At 56.4% G+C, this 15,594-nt stretch carries 19 protein-coding genes and 1 tRNA gene; 4 read left to right on the forward strand and 16 right to left on the reverse strand.

Features of this window, described 5'->3' with window-relative positions:
* Positions 1-6 precede the first annotated feature (6 nt).
* From VE23_RS16580 to VE23_RS16590, 3 genes are all read right to left on the reverse strand, one after another.
* Entirely contained in the window at positions 7-915 is a 909-nt protein-coding gene (locus VE23_RS16580; protein ID WP_021878890.1) for a DUF2232 domain-containing protein, read from the reverse strand.
* Between the two features lie 294 nt (positions 916-1,209).
* Entirely contained in the window at positions 1,210-1,620 is a 411-nt protein-coding gene (locus VE23_RS16585; RefSeq protein WP_021878891.1) for a CBS domain-containing protein, read from the reverse strand.
* 28 nt (positions 1,621-1,648) lie between these two features.
* Entirely contained in the window at positions 1,649-2,767 is a 1,119-nt protein-coding gene (locus VE23_RS16590) for an LCP family protein (protein WP_021878892.1), read from the reverse strand.
* A 192-nt stretch (positions 2,768-2,959) separates the two neighbouring features.
* On the opposite strand from VE23_RS16590, the gene VE23_RS16595 reads away from it, so the two are divergent.
* On the forward strand, positions 2,960-3,313 hold the full coding sequence (locus VE23_RS16595; RefSeq protein WP_021878893.1) for a DUF4870 domain-containing protein: 354 nt from the start codon (positions 2,960-2,962) through the stop codon (positions 3,311-3,313).
* Between the two features lie 5 nt (positions 3,314-3,318).
* Here the strand turns inward: VE23_RS16595 and VE23_RS16600 are convergent, their stop codons facing one another.
* A complete protein-coding gene (locus VE23_RS16600; protein WP_049868605.1) occupies positions 3,319-4,080 on the reverse strand; it encodes a DUF1836 domain-containing protein in 762 nt (253 codons plus the stop codon).
* Between the two features lie 239 nt (positions 4,081-4,319).
* On the opposite strand from VE23_RS16600, the gene VE23_RS16605 reads away from it, so the two are divergent.
* Positions 4,320-5,660: a hemolysin family protein gene (locus VE23_RS16605; RefSeq protein WP_049868606.1), complete on the forward strand. Its 1,341-nt coding sequence runs from the start codon at positions 4,320-4,322 to the stop codon at positions 5,658-5,660.
* A 117-nt stretch (positions 5,661-5,777) separates the two neighbouring features.
* Here VE23_RS16605 and rpsR read toward each other — a convergent pair whose 3' ends face one another.
* The 3 genes from rpsR to rpsF are packed head-to-tail and all read right to left on the reverse strand — an operon-like array spanning position 5,778 to position 6,970.
* Entirely contained in the window at positions 5,778-6,056 is a 279-nt protein-coding gene (gene rpsR / locus VE23_RS16610; protein WP_021878897.1) for a 30S ribosomal protein S18, read from the reverse strand.
* 20 nt (positions 6,057-6,076) lie between these two features.
* Positions 6,077-6,652 (reverse strand): single-stranded DNA-binding protein, encoded by a 576-nt coding sequence (ssb, locus tag VE23_RS16615; RefSeq protein ID WP_021878898.1) that lies wholly within the window; start codon positions 6,650-6,652, stop codon positions 6,077-6,079.
* Between the two features lie 33 nt (positions 6,653-6,685).
* Positions 6,686-6,970: a 30S ribosomal protein S6 gene (gene rpsF, locus VE23_RS16620; protein WP_048744296.1), complete on the reverse strand. Its 285-nt coding sequence runs from the start codon at positions 6,968-6,970 to the stop codon at positions 6,686-6,688.
* A 432-nt stretch (positions 6,971-7,402) separates the two neighbouring features.
* On the opposite strand from rpsF, the gene VE23_RS16630 reads away from it, so the two are divergent.
* The gene (locus tag VE23_RS16630; RefSeq protein WP_021878901.1) at positions 7,403-7,588 is read left to right on the forward strand and encodes a YjzC family protein; all 186 of its coding nucleotides are present in this window, start codon (positions 7,403-7,405) and stop codon (positions 7,586-7,588) included.
* Between the two features lie 396 nt (positions 7,589-7,984).
* On the opposite strand, the gene VE23_RS16635 is transcribed toward VE23_RS16630, so the two are convergent.
* From VE23_RS16635 to VE23_RS16650, 4 genes are all read right to left on the reverse strand, one after another.
* Positions 7,985-8,075, reverse strand: a tRNA-Ser gene (locus VE23_RS16635).
* Positions 8,076-8,215: 140 nt separating this feature from the next.
* Positions 8,216-8,446 (reverse strand): DUF951 domain-containing protein, encoded by a 231-nt coding sequence (locus VE23_RS16640; RefSeq protein WP_021878902.1) that lies wholly within the window; start codon positions 8,444-8,446, stop codon positions 8,216-8,218.
* A gap of 83 nt (positions 8,447-8,529) precedes the next feature.
* Complete coding sequence (locus VE23_RS16645) at positions 8,530-9,441, reverse strand: mechanosensitive ion channel family protein (RefSeq protein ID WP_021878903.1); 912 nt, start codon at positions 9,439-9,441, stop codon at positions 8,530-8,532.
* 264 nt (positions 9,442-9,705) lie between these two features.
* A complete protein-coding gene (locus VE23_RS16650; RefSeq protein ID WP_049869775.1) occupies positions 9,706-9,945 on the reverse strand; it encodes a DUF3343 domain-containing protein in 240 nt (79 codons plus the stop codon).
* A gap of 145 nt (positions 9,946-10,090) precedes the next feature.
* Here VE23_RS16650 and yyaC point away from each other — a divergent pair, with 145 nt between their 5' ends.
* Positions 10,091-10,681, forward strand: coding sequence for a spore protease YyaC (gene yyaC / locus VE23_RS16655; RefSeq protein WP_049868607.1), 591 nt, complete (start codon positions 10,091-10,093; stop codon positions 10,679-10,681).
* On the opposite strand, the gene VE23_RS16660 is transcribed toward yyaC, so the two are convergent.
* The 5 genes from VE23_RS16660 to noc all read right to left on the reverse strand — a co-directional run bounded on the left by VE23_RS16660 (position 10,656) and on the right by noc (position 15,267).
* The gene (locus VE23_RS16660) at positions 10,656-11,162 is read right to left on the reverse strand and encodes a DUF4446 family protein (RefSeq protein WP_069202490.1); all 507 of its coding nucleotides are present in this window, start codon (positions 11,160-11,162) and stop codon (positions 10,656-10,658) included. The two genes, yyaC and VE23_RS16660, sit on opposite strands and share 26 nt — an antisense overlap.
* A 16-nt stretch (positions 11,163-11,178) precedes the next feature.
* The gene (locus VE23_RS16665) at positions 11,179-12,360 is read right to left on the reverse strand and encodes an aminotransferase class V-fold PLP-dependent enzyme (RefSeq protein WP_049868608.1); all 1,182 of its coding nucleotides are present in this window, start codon (positions 12,358-12,360) and stop codon (positions 11,179-11,181) included.
* 162 nt (positions 12,361-12,522) lie between these two features.
* Positions 12,523-13,365: a ParB/RepB/Spo0J family partition protein gene (locus tag VE23_RS16670; protein WP_021878907.1), complete on the reverse strand. Its 843-nt coding sequence runs from the start codon at positions 13,363-13,365 to the stop codon at positions 12,523-12,525.
* Positions 13,346-14,119, reverse strand: coding sequence for a ParA family protein (locus tag VE23_RS16675; protein WP_048744303.1), 774 nt, complete (start codon positions 14,117-14,119; stop codon positions 13,346-13,348). Before VE23_RS16675 ends, VE23_RS16670 begins: the two co-directional genes overlap by 20 nt.
* A 329-nt stretch (positions 14,120-14,448) precedes the next feature.
* Positions 14,449-15,267, reverse strand: a complete 819-nt coding sequence (gene noc / locus VE23_RS16680; RefSeq protein ID WP_049869776.1) for a nucleoid occlusion protein — start codon at positions 15,265-15,267, stop codon at positions 14,449-14,451.
* Between the last annotated feature and the right edge of the window lie 327 nt (positions 15,268-15,594).

Consider the following 15,594-nt stretch of genomic DNA (forward strand, 5'->3'; position numbering starts at 1 on the left):
CCCTGTTCAATGTTTCTGGAACGACTTGCGGATCGGGAACGCCGCATCCAGCACTCCGATCAGGCTGAGCGGAGGGAAGATAAGCAGGATAATGCTGATGAGGACCGGAACGGGCTTCGCCCAGCCCTTCTGATGCGCCAGGAAGAAGAAAAAGCCCATCGCCTGGACCGTGAAGGCCATGCGAAGCAGCGGAACCAGATTCAGCAGCGCCACCGATAGGAACGAGTTGTCTCCCGCGGGGATGAACATCTGCACGACCAGCGCAATCAAATAATACGTGACGAGCACGCGCGGCAGACGCCATTCATGGGCGGGCGGCATTCCGGGAACAGCCATGCCGAAGCCGGCCAGCGCCCTCCGGGACAAATACTGCGCGACAGCCGTTGCCGCGAATGCCATCAAGAGCAGCGCCTGAGGAATCGCCTGTACGGTCATCTTCACGACCATATCGGTATTCTCCGCCGTCCAAATATCCGACATCACGCCCTGGCTCGCCACGTTGCCGAGCATATCCTGCATCCGATCCTGCATCTCGCGGATCAGGGAGACGCCGAATACCGACTCGAACACGAGCAGCTCGACCAGCGCCAGCCCGAGGATCGTAAGCAGCACCGCCGTCATGGTCCTGCGGACGGGCTTGCCTTGCCGGTAATGATGGCCCATCACGATAGCGGGCACGAGAAAGAAGAGTCCGATAATGACAGAGGCCGGTCCGCTACCCGGCACGAAAAAGGCGATCAGAAATACCGGCACGATATGAGCGGCGAACATTCCTCTGGACAAAGTGGCGTATAGAACCACGAACGGCACCATGATCAAGGCGACGGTCAGCCAGTTCAGCAGCGGCACTCCCATAGAGAGCAGCAGCAAGAGAGCAATAGCGCTCCACAGGATGGATTTCCCACCGAATTTCAAACCCGTTCACCTCTTGGATTAATAAAGGTCTATCTAAGCGCCTCCCGGCAAAAAACGCAGGAAGCTGTACCTCTCATTATAACACAAATCCCGGCGGTGCAAGCTACGCCCGTACCGCCGGGATTGCCTGCCTCTCCCCTCCCGCGGGACGCGCCGCCTCACCAGCCGTCGTCCGATAGGCTCTCTGGGCGGCTGGCAGGACAGTTTGCGGCCCGCTCGCGCTGCTGCGGCAGCTTGGATCCGCGGCAAAAAATGCCCTGCCGCAAATGCGGCAGGGCATGCAGGAAGCTCGCTTCAGGATTTCTCCTGGAAGATGGACTTGGCGCAATAGTCGATGATGTCGCTGCGCCGGACGATGCCGATATAACGCTGCATGTCGTCGACGACAGGCACAAAATTCTGCGCCTTGGCAAGCGAGATGAGATCCTCCATGTTGGCATCGATCCGAACCGGCTTGTTCCTCACCCGCATCGGCACCTCCGACAAGGTGACGCGGCTGGTCTGCTCGAAGCTGAGATTCTCGTTCTTCATGAACCAGAGAAGGTCGCCCTCCGTGACCGTGGCCGCGTACGCGCCGTTTTTATCCAAAATCGGCACCGCCGTATAGCGATGGTATTCCATCTTCTCCAGCGTCTGCCGCAGCGTCGCTTCAAGCGTCAGTGTAATCGTCTCTGCCTTGGGCAGAAGAAAAAAAGCAATATTCATTTCTCAGCTTCTCCTATCTTGGAGAAGGTCACTGGTTCTCATCGGAAGAAGCCGTCGTGACCTCCGGTCCTTTGCCGGATTCGCTCCTGGCATCGTTGGTCGACCCCGAGGCGGCATCCAGCGTTTCGCTGTCCTTCGATGCGGCGCCCGTCAGCTGCTCCATCGTCAAGGATTTGTTCATCCAGTCGGCGATCAGCTTCCTGCTCGCCTCAACGTCTTTCTCGTCGGCAAAGTAATACCAGGCCCCATTTTCGCTGAGCTTATGTCCTTCGCCTTTGAGCGTGTGGGTGTAGATGGCCCGGTTGCCGCTTTGCAGCATCGCCTTGGCTTTGTCGATCATCTCGGATGGCGGAATGTCGGTCGCGAAGTTTTTGCCCATGATGCCGACGAATTCCGGAATGCGCGTCCAGGAGGATACGCTGGAGGCCTCGTCCATGATGGATTCCACGAACGCCTGCTGGCGCTCGGTGCGGCTGATGTCGCCGCCGGCATCCTCGCGGTAGCGGACGAAGTTGAGCGCGTCGGTGCCGTTGTACTTGCTCTGCCCGGCCTTGACGACGAACTTCTCATGATCGGCTTCCTTGTTGACCAGATCCTTTTCGACCGGCAGCGGAATGCCGCCCATCGCGTCGATCAGGTTGCGGAAGCCCTCGAAGTTGACCGCGGCATAATAATCGACCTGGTTGCCGAGCAGATTCTCCACCGTGTCGACAGCCATTTTGGCTCCGCCGAACGCATAGGCATGCGTGATTTTGTCTTTCTTGTCCTTGCCGACGATCTCCGTATAGGTGTCTCGAGGCATCGATACCATCAGAATCGCTCCATCCGATGGACGGACGACCGTAAACATCATCGTATCCGAGCGTCCCTGCTCGGCGCCGCGCGCATCCACTCCAAGGAGGAGGACGGAGTACGGGTCGGCTTTTTGATATTTCACGGGATTGGCTGCAGGCGGCTTGCTGTCGACGGTCGGCTGGTACGAGCCCTCCAGCTGCTTCTCCACTTTTTTGGAAAGAAACATATCAAAGCCCCATAGGGCGAGAGTAGTCCGGTTGAAATAGCCTACGGTTCCCAGGACGAGAAGGACGGCCAGGACGGAAGCCGTCCATGTCCACGCCTTGCGGGCGCGAGATTTTTTGGGTTTCATGGGTGAATTCCTTTCTGCTGAGGGTGCACGGCTCCATTCATTTTAGCCTAACTGTAGACGAGTAACCTTAAAGAATAGTTACAAATTGCTTAAAACTTGCCTGCAATACCCCTGTATCCATCGCATACCCGCGCTCCAATGCACATAAACATGGCCTAATGACTGTATTTTATGGAAAAGGAGCCTGGACACATGCACCCTTCTCCAAGAAGAGCCGATCCGTCTTCCACCGGCCTCGATCCGCGGCTGGCCGCTTTCCTCGGTTATCTCGGCAGCTTCGTCGGGGCCTTCCTGCTCCTTCTATTGGAAAAGAAGAGCCGGTATGTCCGCTTCCATGCCGTGCAATCCATTCTTTTCTCCGCAGCTTACCTGTGCCTGAGCATGGTTTTCGCCCTCGTCCCCGTCATCGGCTGGCTGCTGGGAGGATTGCTCGCTCCGCTCGCCCTGCTGGTCTGGATCGGCCTTATGATCGTTTCCTTGCAGGGCAAGCAGGCCCGGCTGCCCGTGCTCGGGGACTGGGCCGAGATGATCAGCGGCGAGTTCTAGCCGGGTCAGTTCAGGAACAGCGTGGCGTTGCTGTACCTTCTCGACAAGGAATGGAAATAAGCGGCCTGGACGGAGAACACGGCGATCAGCAGCAGATTGCCGAGCGCTTCGGCTTCCGCTTCATCCAGGCCGGACAAGCCGCTTATATAACGGCTTGCCCCTTCTCTGGCCTTGGTTTCCAGGCTGCTCTCCATGCCGTTGCCGGACACGCTCTCCGAGGGAGCCGCGTCAAGAATTTGATCTCCGTCAGCATCCAATTCTTCAAATAGAGCAGAATAAGCCTGGTAAAAGTCCACGGGGCTGAGGAGGCTTTTCTCTCCTCCGCAGCCGAACAGCCGGCCGAGAAGCTTGCGGATGGATTCAAAGTCCAGACTGGCCTTAAGATCATCGATAATAAATAGAAGCGCCGCCTGTTCGAGCGAGTACTTCTTCCCGGCTTTGGGCGATTCAAAGTACCTCTTGAAGTCCCGCTTGACCCAGTTCTGCATGGCCGTGATGGAGAGGCCCGCGTACGGAATCAGCTGGCCCAGAGCAGCAGCCTCCTGGAGGGACATTCCCTTCAGTCCCTGCCCCTTCATCAGCTTTTCCAGAACCGCCGGCCAATCCGTGGACAGGAACGCCGGCAGTGCCCTGCCCGAGCTTACTTGCTTGCGATGGCCTTTTTTCCAGGCCTGCTGGACGATCTGAATCGGGGTATGGTCGCCCTTCCCGTCCAGAGACATGAGTAGCGCCGCCATCTCGCTGCGCTTAAGCAGAAATGATTCCACTGCCGCTTTCCTCCCTTCGGATTCCTTATCCGATCATATGAACCTATCATAAAGCCCGCAAATAGGCCTGTAAAGGCAAGTGCGGGCATGAAAAGGGCTTATTTCGGCGTGACAAAGACCGCTAATGAGCTTATACCGTCCGGCAAGGCCTTTTCAAACAGTTGAAGTGAGATCCTCAAGTTCGTTATACTGGTTCATAAGAACTTATTCTAAGATGAAAAGGATGTCGATGTACACGAATGGACAGTATAGGCTTAAATTTGGCTTTGGTGGCTTTGCTTATCTTTTTGACCGCCTTCTTTGTAGCAACGGAATTCGCCATTATCCGAATCCGCCCCAGCCGCGTCAACCAGCTGGTGCTTGAAGGCCGCAAAGGCGCCTTAGCCGTGCAGCGCGTTACCAGCAACTTGGACGGTTACCTGTCCGCCTGTCAGCTCGGTATCACCATTACCGCCCTCGGTCTTGGCTGGCTCGGCGAACCTACTGTAGAGAAGCTGCTGCATCCGCTATTCACTCAGTTCGATTTGAATGAGAGAGTGAGTAGTCTACTGTCCTTCCTGATCGCTTTTGTCATCGTGACCTACCTTCACGTAGTCGTCGGCGAGCTGGCCCCTAAATCCTGGGCGATCCAAAAAGCCGAATTCATCAGCTTTCTCGTTGCCAAGCCGATCATCCTGTTCCATAAAGTACTCTACCCGTTCATCTGGGTGCTGAACGGCTCCGCCAACGGCCTGATCCGCCTGTTCGGCCTGCATCCCGCCAAGGAGCATGAGGACGCCCACTCGGAGGAGGAAATTCAGATCATCCTGAGTGAAAGCCTCCAGAGCGGCAAGATCAATACGACCGAATATGGCTATGTCAGCCGGATCTTCGCTTTCGATGAGATGGTCGCCAGAGAGATTATGGTGCCCCGCACCGATATGGTCTGCCTGTTCACGAACCATACCCGCGAAGAGAACCTGGCTGTCATCCAGCGTGAACAATATACTCGTTTCCCTGTAGCTACTGAAAGCAAGGACAACATCGTCGGCATGATCAATACGAAGCAGCTCTTCCTGACCTATCAGGAAGACAAGGAATTCAAGATGAAGGATCTCATTCATCCCGTCCTGTCGGTGCCGGAGAGCATCCCGGTCAAGCAGCTTCTGCAGCGCATGCAGCGCGACCGCGTCCATATCGCCATCCTTGTCGATGAGTACGGCGGCACATCCGGCCTGATTACGATCGAGGATATTCTGGAGGAGATCGTCGGCGAGATCCGCGACGAGTTCGATGAAGACGAGCGCCGCGAGATCGAGAAGCTCGAGGAGAACTGCTACCTGCTGGACGGCAAAGTTTCCCTTGATGAGCTTGGACACATGGTCGGACATGACTTTCACGACGAAGACACTGATACGATCGGAGGCTGGCTCTACGCCCGCATCCCGTCGCCGAAGCCCGGATTCCGGTACGAGTTCGACAACATGACCTTCATCATTCGCGAAGCAACCAAGAACCGGATCCGCAAGGTCGAGATGATCATCCGCGATTCGGCCGATGAATTCGAAGATACTCCTGAGCTTCATGATCAAGAAGACTGATCGGACTGCAGCCCTGCGCTCTTATGCGCGGGGCTTTTTTTGCATGCGGATGCGGTTATCCTGGCAAACTAAAAAACAGCCCCTCCGGAAATCCGGAAGAGCTGTTGTCGCAACGGCTTAGTTGTCCGTCGTATATGGCAGCAGTGCAACTTGACGCGAACGCTTGATAGCGGTCGTCAGGGCACGCTGGTATTTCGCGCTGGTGCCCGTTACACGGCGTGGCAGAATTTTGCCGCGCTCGCTGATGAATTTCCGGAGCAGATCCGTGTCCTTGTAATCAATATGCTTGATTTTGTTCACGGTGAAGTAGCAGACTTTACGGCGCTTGTTACGGCCGCCTTTGCGGAATTTGCGTTCTGGACGCTCGCCGCCGTCTTCTCTTTGCTTGAATCCCATGGTTTATCCGTCCTTTCTAGTTAGAATGGCAAATCATCTTCGGAGATGTCGATGGGGCGTCCGTCATCCGAGAATGGATCCCGGTTTCCCTGAGAACCTCCGCCGCCGCCGCGATTGCCCCCGTAGGAACCTCCGCCTTGGTTGCCGCCGCTCGACTGGCCGCCGCCGTATCCGCCACCGCTGCTGCCGCTTCCGCCGCCATTGCCGCTTCCGCCGCTGTAGCCGCCGCTTCCTCCTGCATTGTACGAGCCTTCTTCACGCGAACCGCCATCGCGGTTACCGGATTCGAGGAAACGGACATTGTCGGCAATAATCTCCGTCACGTAGACGCGCTTGCCTTCATTGTTCTCGTAGTTCCTTACCTGCATCCGGCCTTCAACCGCCGTCAGACGGCCTTTGCGCAGATAGTTGGCGCACGTCTCGGCAAGCTGCCTCCACGTGACAATCGGAATGAAATCGGCTTCGCGTTCCCCGGACTGGCTGTTGAAGGGCCGGTCCACCGCCAGCGTGAATTGCGTTACCGCAACTCCGGACGGGGTATAGCGAAGTTCTGGATCTTTGGTCAATCTGCCAATCAGAATGACACGGTTCAACATCGTACCCGCCTCCCAAGTTCAAACAATCTTGGCTTACGCTACGTCTTTGACGATCAGGTAACGGATAACATCATCCGTGATTTTGATGACGCGATCCAGCTCGTTGATCACTTCGTTGGTTCCGTTGAAGTGGACGAGAACGTAGATGCCGTCACGAATCTTGTTGATCTCATACGCAAGACGGCGCTTGCCGAGAACATCGGACTTGGTAACTTCTCCGCCATTGTTGATGATGCCATTGAACTTTTCGACGAGAGCTTGAACGGTTTCTTGCTCCGTCTCTGGACGAATGATGTACATCACTTCGTATTTGCGCACTTTGATTCACCTCCTCTTGGACTAAGCGGCCCTTTCTGCCTGAGCATAAGAGCAAGGAGCGAGAGACTTAACTCTAACTCGCATACCCACCTACTATATCAGAACAGCTTGTACGATGCAAGCTGAGCGGAGGCCGCTTCCAGATTTTGAACGGCGCTTGAGCAGTCTCCCTCCTGCACCCTCCGAATGACGGTTTCAGTTATGTTCTCGGCTCCGAGGCAGCCGCAGCCGCCGGCTCGGACGGACCGGACCCCGACTTCGAGCCCCCTTGCCGCAGTCAAGAAAAGCGACGGAACAAGCCTTCCTCTCCCCCTATCCATGCGAATAATTGCCGCTGATGATTCGCTCCCGGGAAGCCGAAACTATAGGTCCGGCGCGTCATGTCCGCAGCGGGCACGGCGGTCGGAAAATCCGCGGACGAGGTGAATCGTAATGGGCGAACGCACCAAGTTTGAACAAGGCTTCAAGGCTCCTAACGACGGATGGTACATGGAGGCCGGCGAGGACTCCTTCCACATGGGGATCTCACATCCCAAGAAGATCTCGCTCAAGAAGGGTCAGCATTTCCCGAAAACCTCGAACCACAACCGGGTCTGGGTGAAAATGCCGAAGGTCTGATTTTATTTCTTTCCGGGCGAATAAGGCGGCCATCCTCCGCTCATACTATCCTTGACGGCGCGACAAGATGAGGGTGTGGTTCCGTTGGCCGTAAAAAGCGCAAGGACACTGCAGGGAAAGCACGTACATGAACGCAGAGAAGCGAGGGGTTGTGCCAAAGACATTAGTCTGCAGGGACATCGCCGCAGCAGGCAGGGAAGTCGCTAGACATCCACAGCCGGGCGGCATACCGGATTTCGATGAGGGAAGTGCAGCTTGAATTGCGAACTCCATTAAGCGCCGTCGGAAGAGGACCCGCAAGGGTCCTCTTTTCCGTATGTATAGGTGCAGTCCGGCAAGTAAACATTGACGCAAAAAAGCGGCTCTTGGAAAGAGCCGCGTTAGATGCAAATGTTATGGCGGAGAGGGTGGGATTCGAACCCACGCACGCCTTGCGACGCCTAACTGATTTCGAGTCAGCCCCCTTGGGCCACTTGGGTACCTCTCCGCAAGCAAAAATTATCATACCATAGCTGGACTAGTGTACGCAAGAGCATATGAAAAGTCTGACAATTCGCATGGCTGAGCCCATGCTGCCTCTACGGGCGGTCAATACCGCTCCCCGCTCCCGTTCCCTTCGCCCAGCGTTCAGGAAGCCGATCCGCTCTCCCCTTGCCTGTCCTCCGGCGCAGCGGAACGAAGCACCTTCTTCATGTTCTTCTCGAACTTCGCCCGGGGGATCAGGACGCTGTGCTTGCATCCGGTGCACTTGATGCGGATATCCATTCCCATCCGAATGATTTCCATTTCATTCGTTCCGCATGGATGCGGCTTCTTCATCAGCACGACATCGCCAAGCTCGAATTGCTTGCGTTCCATCGCTTCATTCCCCCTTCAGCGCTTGATCACAGCCGGGTTGGCCCCTGCGGTAAGTTCCCTTCATCTTACCATGGGCTGTGAGATCAGGCCAGCGCATCTTGCTGCCCGTCCTCACGCTCCCGCAGCAAGCGCTGCAAGTCCATATTGATCTGCCTGGTGACGGAAGCCTCCGTATTCGGCATGCATTCCGCCACGATGCGCAGCTTGTACTCCGCAGTCGTCATGGAGGATATGCCGAGCAGCTCCGGCGGCTTGACGAGGTTGGCGTTCTCCATGGCGGCAAGCATGTCCTTGACCAAGGCTGCCGTCTCATCCAGCCTGTCGCCGTTGGGCATGTCCACATCGATGACCGCGAGCGAGTTGTTCCGCGAATAGTTGGTCACCTGCGCGATCGTTCCATTCGGGATGATATGGACTTCGCCGGTCCAGCTCTTCAGCCTCGTCGTACGCAGACCGATCAGCTCCACGGTGCCTTTATAGGTTCCCGTCTGGATGATGTCTCCGACAGCGAACTGGTCCTCCAGGATGATGAAGAATCCGGTGATGACGTCCTTCACCAGACTCTGGGCGCCGAAGCCGATGGCCAGGCCAAGCACGCCTGCGCCGGCGAGCAGCGGGCCGATCTGGATGCCCACCAAGGGCAGCACAAGCATCGCCGTAATGAAATACACCACATACGAAGCGACATTCTTCATCAGCCGGCCGACCGTGACGACACGGCGCGTCTGCAGCGGCACTTTGGACTCCCGCTCCAGGATCCGATCGATCGACTTGTTGACAATCAGGATGATAAGCCGGCCGATCAGCAGGATCAAGGCGATCTTGATCAGGATAATCCCCGAATTGACCCAGAATGTCGAGGAGAACTGCTCCTTCATCGCCGAGAGGAACTCATTCGTTTTTTCTGCCGCTTGATCGGCCGCAGAGGCGAGAGTTCCTTCATTATCGGGGCTTGCCGCATTTTCCACCGCAGCGTTCGTCAAATAGGGGTTCATCTATACCTCTCCTTTCATCCGGCGGAGCGGCGGCAACCGCCATTGCCGGGCATGTCTGTGCAAAGGGATAAGGCGCCCCTGGAAGGGCGCCTCGCCAAGATTCCATCGATCCTTGCATCGCATCCCATCCACGCCTGCCGCCCTGTGCAGGCCATACCGCCGCCAGCGGGCTGCCGCCCGCTGGCTTGGGACGGTTCGTGGATGAGGCCGCCAGGATCAGGCATAGCCTGGTCCGCTGAGATCGCCGGGCTGATGACAGCCCGCTTACTCCCGCACCTCGTCGTAGCCGTCCTCCGTCTCGCGGAAGATGCCACGGATGTCGACGGACTCCTCGGCGATAATCTTCCGCACCTGCGCCAGCTCCCCATCGGGAAAGTCGATGGAGAGCGCGCAGCCGGCGGTAATCTGCTTGGGCGTCGGGCGAATATCGATTTCGATGTCTGCGTACTCCAGCAGCATTTCGGTCCGCAGCGCCTGCTGCGTGGAATCGAAGGCGATCAGCATGATTTTGCTAGGCTCCTTACCTGTCCTCTCCGGAGGCAGGCCCCGCTCGCGGAGCTTGTCCAGATTGGATGGATGGTACAAGTATAAATCCGTTCTCTCTACCATATACTAGCTAGTAACAATTCATTATTGCGGAGGGGATTCTATGAAACGACCTGTGTTGAGAGAGCTGCCGCTGAAAGTGCCCCACACCGAGTCCGATGCTGCCGAGCAGCTTGCCAGCCGTCTTCATCTGCATCTCCAGCCTGTTCCGCTTGACCGCCGCATCGTCGTCGTATGCATCGGGACGGACCGTTCCACGGGAGATGCTCTCGGACCGCTCATCGGCACCCAGCTGGCCAAGAGCAGCAGCCCTCATTTCGAGCTGTTCGGCACGTTGGACGAGCCCGTTCACGCGATGAATCTGGAGGAGACGATGCTTGAAATCAACCGCAAGGTGTCCAAGCCTTTCATCATCGGCATCGATGCCTGTCTGGGCCAGCTGTCCAGCGTAGGCTGCATCCAGCTCGGACCCGGCCCTGTCCGTCCCGGCGCCGGGGTGAACAAGGATCTGCCGCCTGTAGGCGATATTCATATGACCGGAATCGTCAACGTAGGCGGATTCATGGAATATTTCGTCCTGCAAAATACGCGCCTGAATCTCGTCATGAGGATGGCCGACATGATGTCACACGTCCTTCATCATACGATCGGCAGCGTCCGAGCCTATTCTATTCACGCTGCAACGCAAGACTGATCGCCTTTTGCTCCTCTTCCGTAAGCGCATAGGCCGAGCTGCCCTGCTGCAGGGGCTTGGCGTACATATACGTCTCGTCCCGGCCATGCAGTCCGGTCAGCACGACACCGCTGCTGTCCTCGTTGACAATAGCCACCGAGAAGCTCATGTCGCTTCCCTGGTTGGAGAACGCGTTGTAGCGGAACACGCCGATCTTTCCCTTCGTATCCTTGAGCAGATGCCCGAATTCCGCCAGCTGCCGGCCGTAGCCCTGCAGCATATCCTGCTGCTCGTCGAGCGACAGCCGGAGGCCGACGATGACATCTTCCAGACTCGTGACGCCCGTTTGGCCCATGACTTGAACATACTGACGCCTCAGCTTCGACAGCCGTCTGCCCACAACCGCGATCCAGATGAAAAGCAGCACGACGACAACAGCAAGCAGTCCGATAGCAACTCCGTAATACGGCGCCTCCATCCATGCATCCATCCATTCATTCATCTTTCCCTTAGCTCTCCTAACCCTGTCCCTGCATGGGGTAATGTGACCTGATTTCCCGTATCGCTGTTAGGAACGATTCAGCGTCCTCTTTGGTTGTAGAATAACCGACGCTTGCCCTGACGGCTCCCGTCTCGGCCGTTCCCGCGCTGTAATGCGCGAGCGGCGTGCAATGATAGCCGGACCTTACGGCGATGCCGTAATGCTGGTCCAGGATGAACGACAGCTCCGACGCCTCGACGCCGGCCATCGTAAGAGAGACAATTCCTGTCCTCGGCTTGCCTGCAGCCGGCCCCAGCAGCCTCAGTCCCGGAACGGATGCAAGCTCCTCCATCAGATAGGAGACCAGCTCCGTTTCTTTTGCATGGATTGCGGCCGTCGTCTGATCCATGACATATTGGACGCCCGCAGCAAGCCCGGCGATTCCCGGCGTATTCGGAGTGCCCGCCTCATAACGATCGGGCCTCACCGTCGGCTGCTCAGCCGATTCGGACTGGCTTCCGGTTCCTCCGTGCAGCAGCGGGACGGGGTCAAGCCTGGGGTGGATATACAGGCCGCCGGTCCCCTGAGGACCGAGGAGCGCTTTATGGCCCGGAAACGCAAGGAGGTCGATTCCCATCGCCTCGACATCGATGTCCAGCACGCCGGCAGACTGGGCAGCGTCGACCAGCAGCGGAATCCCTCTTTTGCGGGTTATCGAGCCGATCTCTTCGACCGGCAGTATGCTCCCGAGCAGATTGGAGCTATGGGCAGCGGCTACGAGGGCGGTACGAGAAGTGAGCGCCTGCTCCACCTGCTCCGGCCTGACCTCCCCTTCCGGCGTAGCCTCTATGTATGTAACCCCGATTCCAATGCTTGCCTTCAAATACTCCAGCGGCCTGCGGATGGAATTATGCTCGACTGCCGTCGCAATGACATGATCTCCCGGCTTCAGCATGCCTTTGATCGCAAGGTTCAAGGCTGCCGTCGTATTGGCGGCAAAGGAGATATCATTGGGATTCGCAATCCGGAACAGCTTCGCCAGCCTCTTGCGCGCCCCGAATAGAACCCGCCCGGATTGAACGGCCATCTGGTGGCTGCCCCTGCCGGGATTCGCCGTTCCATGCAGCAGGATTTCCATCATCGCCTCGGCAACAGCCGGCGGCTTCGGCCAGGATGTGGCCGCATGATCCAAATAAATGACCGGCTTATTCGATGTCATGGCTATCCTCCGAATTCAGGTAGTCTTCAATAAGGTAAGGAGGTCAGAAAAAAAACAACAGCATACCTAAGTTTAATCTCTGGAACCAGAGAATACAACTTGGGCATGCCGCATATGGTTCCATTTTCCCTTCACCAGCCCCCATGATTTGGAGCGCAATCGTTAGGATTGGAGAAGGTCCAGCAATCTTTCCAGATCCTGCTTATTGTAGTAGGACAGCTCTATTTTCCCCTTGTCCTTCGACGCCTTGATCTTCACGGTTGTTTTGAATCGCTCGCGCAGCGTCTCCTCCAGCGATTCGACGTAAGGATCGCGCTTTTTCAGCTTGGCGACGGCTTTCTCAGGCTTTTTATGCTCCAGATCCTGAATCGCCTTCTCCAGCTCGCGGACGCTCCACTCATTGCTCACGATCTGTTTGGCCAGCTCTTTGCGGACCTTGTCTTCCTTGACGCCTACGAGAGCTCTGGCATGTCCCATGGAAATTGTTCCACGTGAAACACTGTCCTTGATGTCGCCCGGCAGACTGAGAAGGCGCAGGAAATTGGCGATATGCGACCGGGATTTGCCGACCTTGAGAGAGAGCTCTTCCTGCGTCAGGTCGAACTTGTCCATGATCGCCTGATAAGCGACAGCGAGCTCGATGGCATTGAGATCTTCCCTCTGCAAATTCTCGATCAGCGCGATCTCCATGACCTGCTGATCCGTGAAATTCCGCACCACAGCCGGTATAGTCGTGTTGCCGCATAATTGGGAAGCCCGGCAACGCCGCTCTCCTGCAATGATCTCATAGCCCTTCAGCACCGTTCTGACGATGATCGGCTGAATGACGCCGTGCTGGCGGATGGATTCCGCAAGCTCGCGAATGGATTCATCCTGGAACGTCGTCCGCGGTTGATAAGGGTTGGCTCGCAGCTGCTTCAGATCGATTTCGATGACCTTGTCATCGTCGTTTACCGAAAGAGACGGAATGAGGGCATCCAGTCCTCTACCTAGCCGCTTGCTCATACTGGATCACTTCCTTCGCCAATTCAAGATAAACTTCGGCTCCTTTGGACTTCGGATCGTAGGTGATGATGGCTTGTCCGTGCGAAGGAGCCTCGCTGAGACGCACATTGCGCGGAATAATCGTCTGGTACACCTTCTGCTGGAAGTACTTCTTCACTTCTTCGATAACTTGGATGCCGAGGTTCGTACGGGCATCGAACATCGTCAGCAGCACGCCTTCGATCGCGAGCGATGTATTGAGATGTTTTTGGACCAGGCGGACGGTATTCAGCAGCTGGCTAAGGCCTTCAAGCGCGTAATATTCACATTGTATCGGAATGATGACGGAATCGGCAGCCGTCAGCGAATTGATGGTCAAAATGCCGAGCGACGGCGGACAGTCGATCAGAACGTAATCGTATTCATTTTTCAGCTGGGACAGTGACTTCTTCAGCCTTACTTCCCGGGATATCGTCGGAACCAGCTCGATCTCCGCCCCCGCAAGCTGAATCGTCGCGGGAATAATGGAGAGATTAGGGACCGCGGTCGGCGTCACCGCTTCATGCGGATCGACCTCATTGATAAGAACATCATAAATGCTGTTTTCCACGTCGGCCTTGTTGATTCCGACGCCGCTGGTCGTATTGCCCTGCGGATCGATATCGACAAGCAGCACCTTTTTGCCGAGGGAAGCCAGGCAAGCGCCCAGATTCACGGATGTCGTCGTTTTGCCGACGCCGCCCTTCTGGTTCGTAATGGCAATGATTTTGGACAACCTTGTCACCTCAATGTTCCATTCTAGTCAAACGTGAACTTCCCTGCGGCTAAGAACAGCCCTGCCTTCATTCCAAGCTGGAGAAGGAATTCATTCCTCGTCGGCGCGAGACCGCCATCCTCTGAGCACGCTGCGCACCGAGCAGGACCAGCACAATGTCATTCCTTCCGACAGGACGAAAAAAAGCGGCTGCTGCCGCTTTCCGTGGATAAGTCTGCGGGCTATATCATGCTGTTCGCTCATGCTGATCATTCGGTATGAATGCCCTTATGTTAATCATTCCTGATTGCTGTAATTAAGTATAACGGAATCGGCGCCGGAATACGACATTATCGTTTTGGAATCCGGATGACAATCTCATAATGATCGTCATGGTCTTTCTCATCGGTTTTGATTTGCAAGCCCGAGCCTGAAACCATATCGATGGATTGCCGGATCGTGTTGAGGGCAAGCCGGACATCTTTCGTGAAGCTGATCCGCTTCGCTTTTTTCGTTTTGGATGCTTCCTTGTAGAAGGCGACTCTCGCCTCGGTCTGCTTGACGTTGAGCTCTTTCGACAGCACGTCTTCCAGCACCTTCTGCTGCAGCTCATCGGTGTCGAGGGCCAGCAAGGAGCGGGCATGGCGTTCCGTGATTTTCCGTTCGACTAGGGCGCTTTTGACCGGCTCGCTGAGCCCGAGCAACCGGATCTTGTTGGCGATTGTCGATTGGCTTTTGCCGAGCCGCTGCGCGAGGCTTTCCTGGGTGAGGCTATGCAGGTCGATCAGCTTCTGGTAAGCGACCGCTTCCTCGATGGCGGACAGTCCTTCGCGCTGCAGGTTCTCAATCAAGGCAATCGAGGCCGCTTGAGAATCGTTGAAGTCGCGAACAATGGCCGGTACCGTATCCAGACCCAGCTTGCTGACGGCACGCCAGCGGCGCTCGCCCGCTATGATCTCGTAGCGGTCGCCGCGAGCCCGGACGACGATCGGCTGAATGACGCCATGGGTTCGGATCGTCTGGCTGAGCTCCTCGATCCTGTCATCGTCAAAGACGGTTCTGGGCTGATAAGGGCTCGTATCAATGCTTCCAACCGGAATCTGCTTGACTTCATCAAGAGCGGCCTTCTGGTCATTCAACCCGAACAGCCGTGAAAATTGTTCCTTCATCATTCTTCAACCACCCGAAATTCAATGTGCCCATGACCTCGATGTTTCTTCCGTGTTGCAGCCGCGGCGGGTCGTGCTTGGCCCCCAAGTCATGGTTGCGGCACCAGGCAGTTCGCTCAGCTCCAAGCTGAGGAGGCCGGTCGGCATTGATCATGCAGCACGGGCAGATCGGAGTGTGTCTCTTGCGGAGAACGGCCGATATAGGCGGACAGCCTTCGCAGGTCTGTCTAGCAACGGGGACATCCTGGTGCGGATGCCGTCAACAAGCGGCATCCCCAGTGCTATCTTTACTCCACCAATTCGCTTTTGGAAGCAGGTTCTCCTGCT

Source organism: Paenibacillus sp. D9, assembly GCF_001188365.1.
GTDB lineage: Bacteria > Bacillota > Bacilli > Paenibacillales > Paenibacillaceae > Paenibacillus_O > Paenibacillus_O humicus.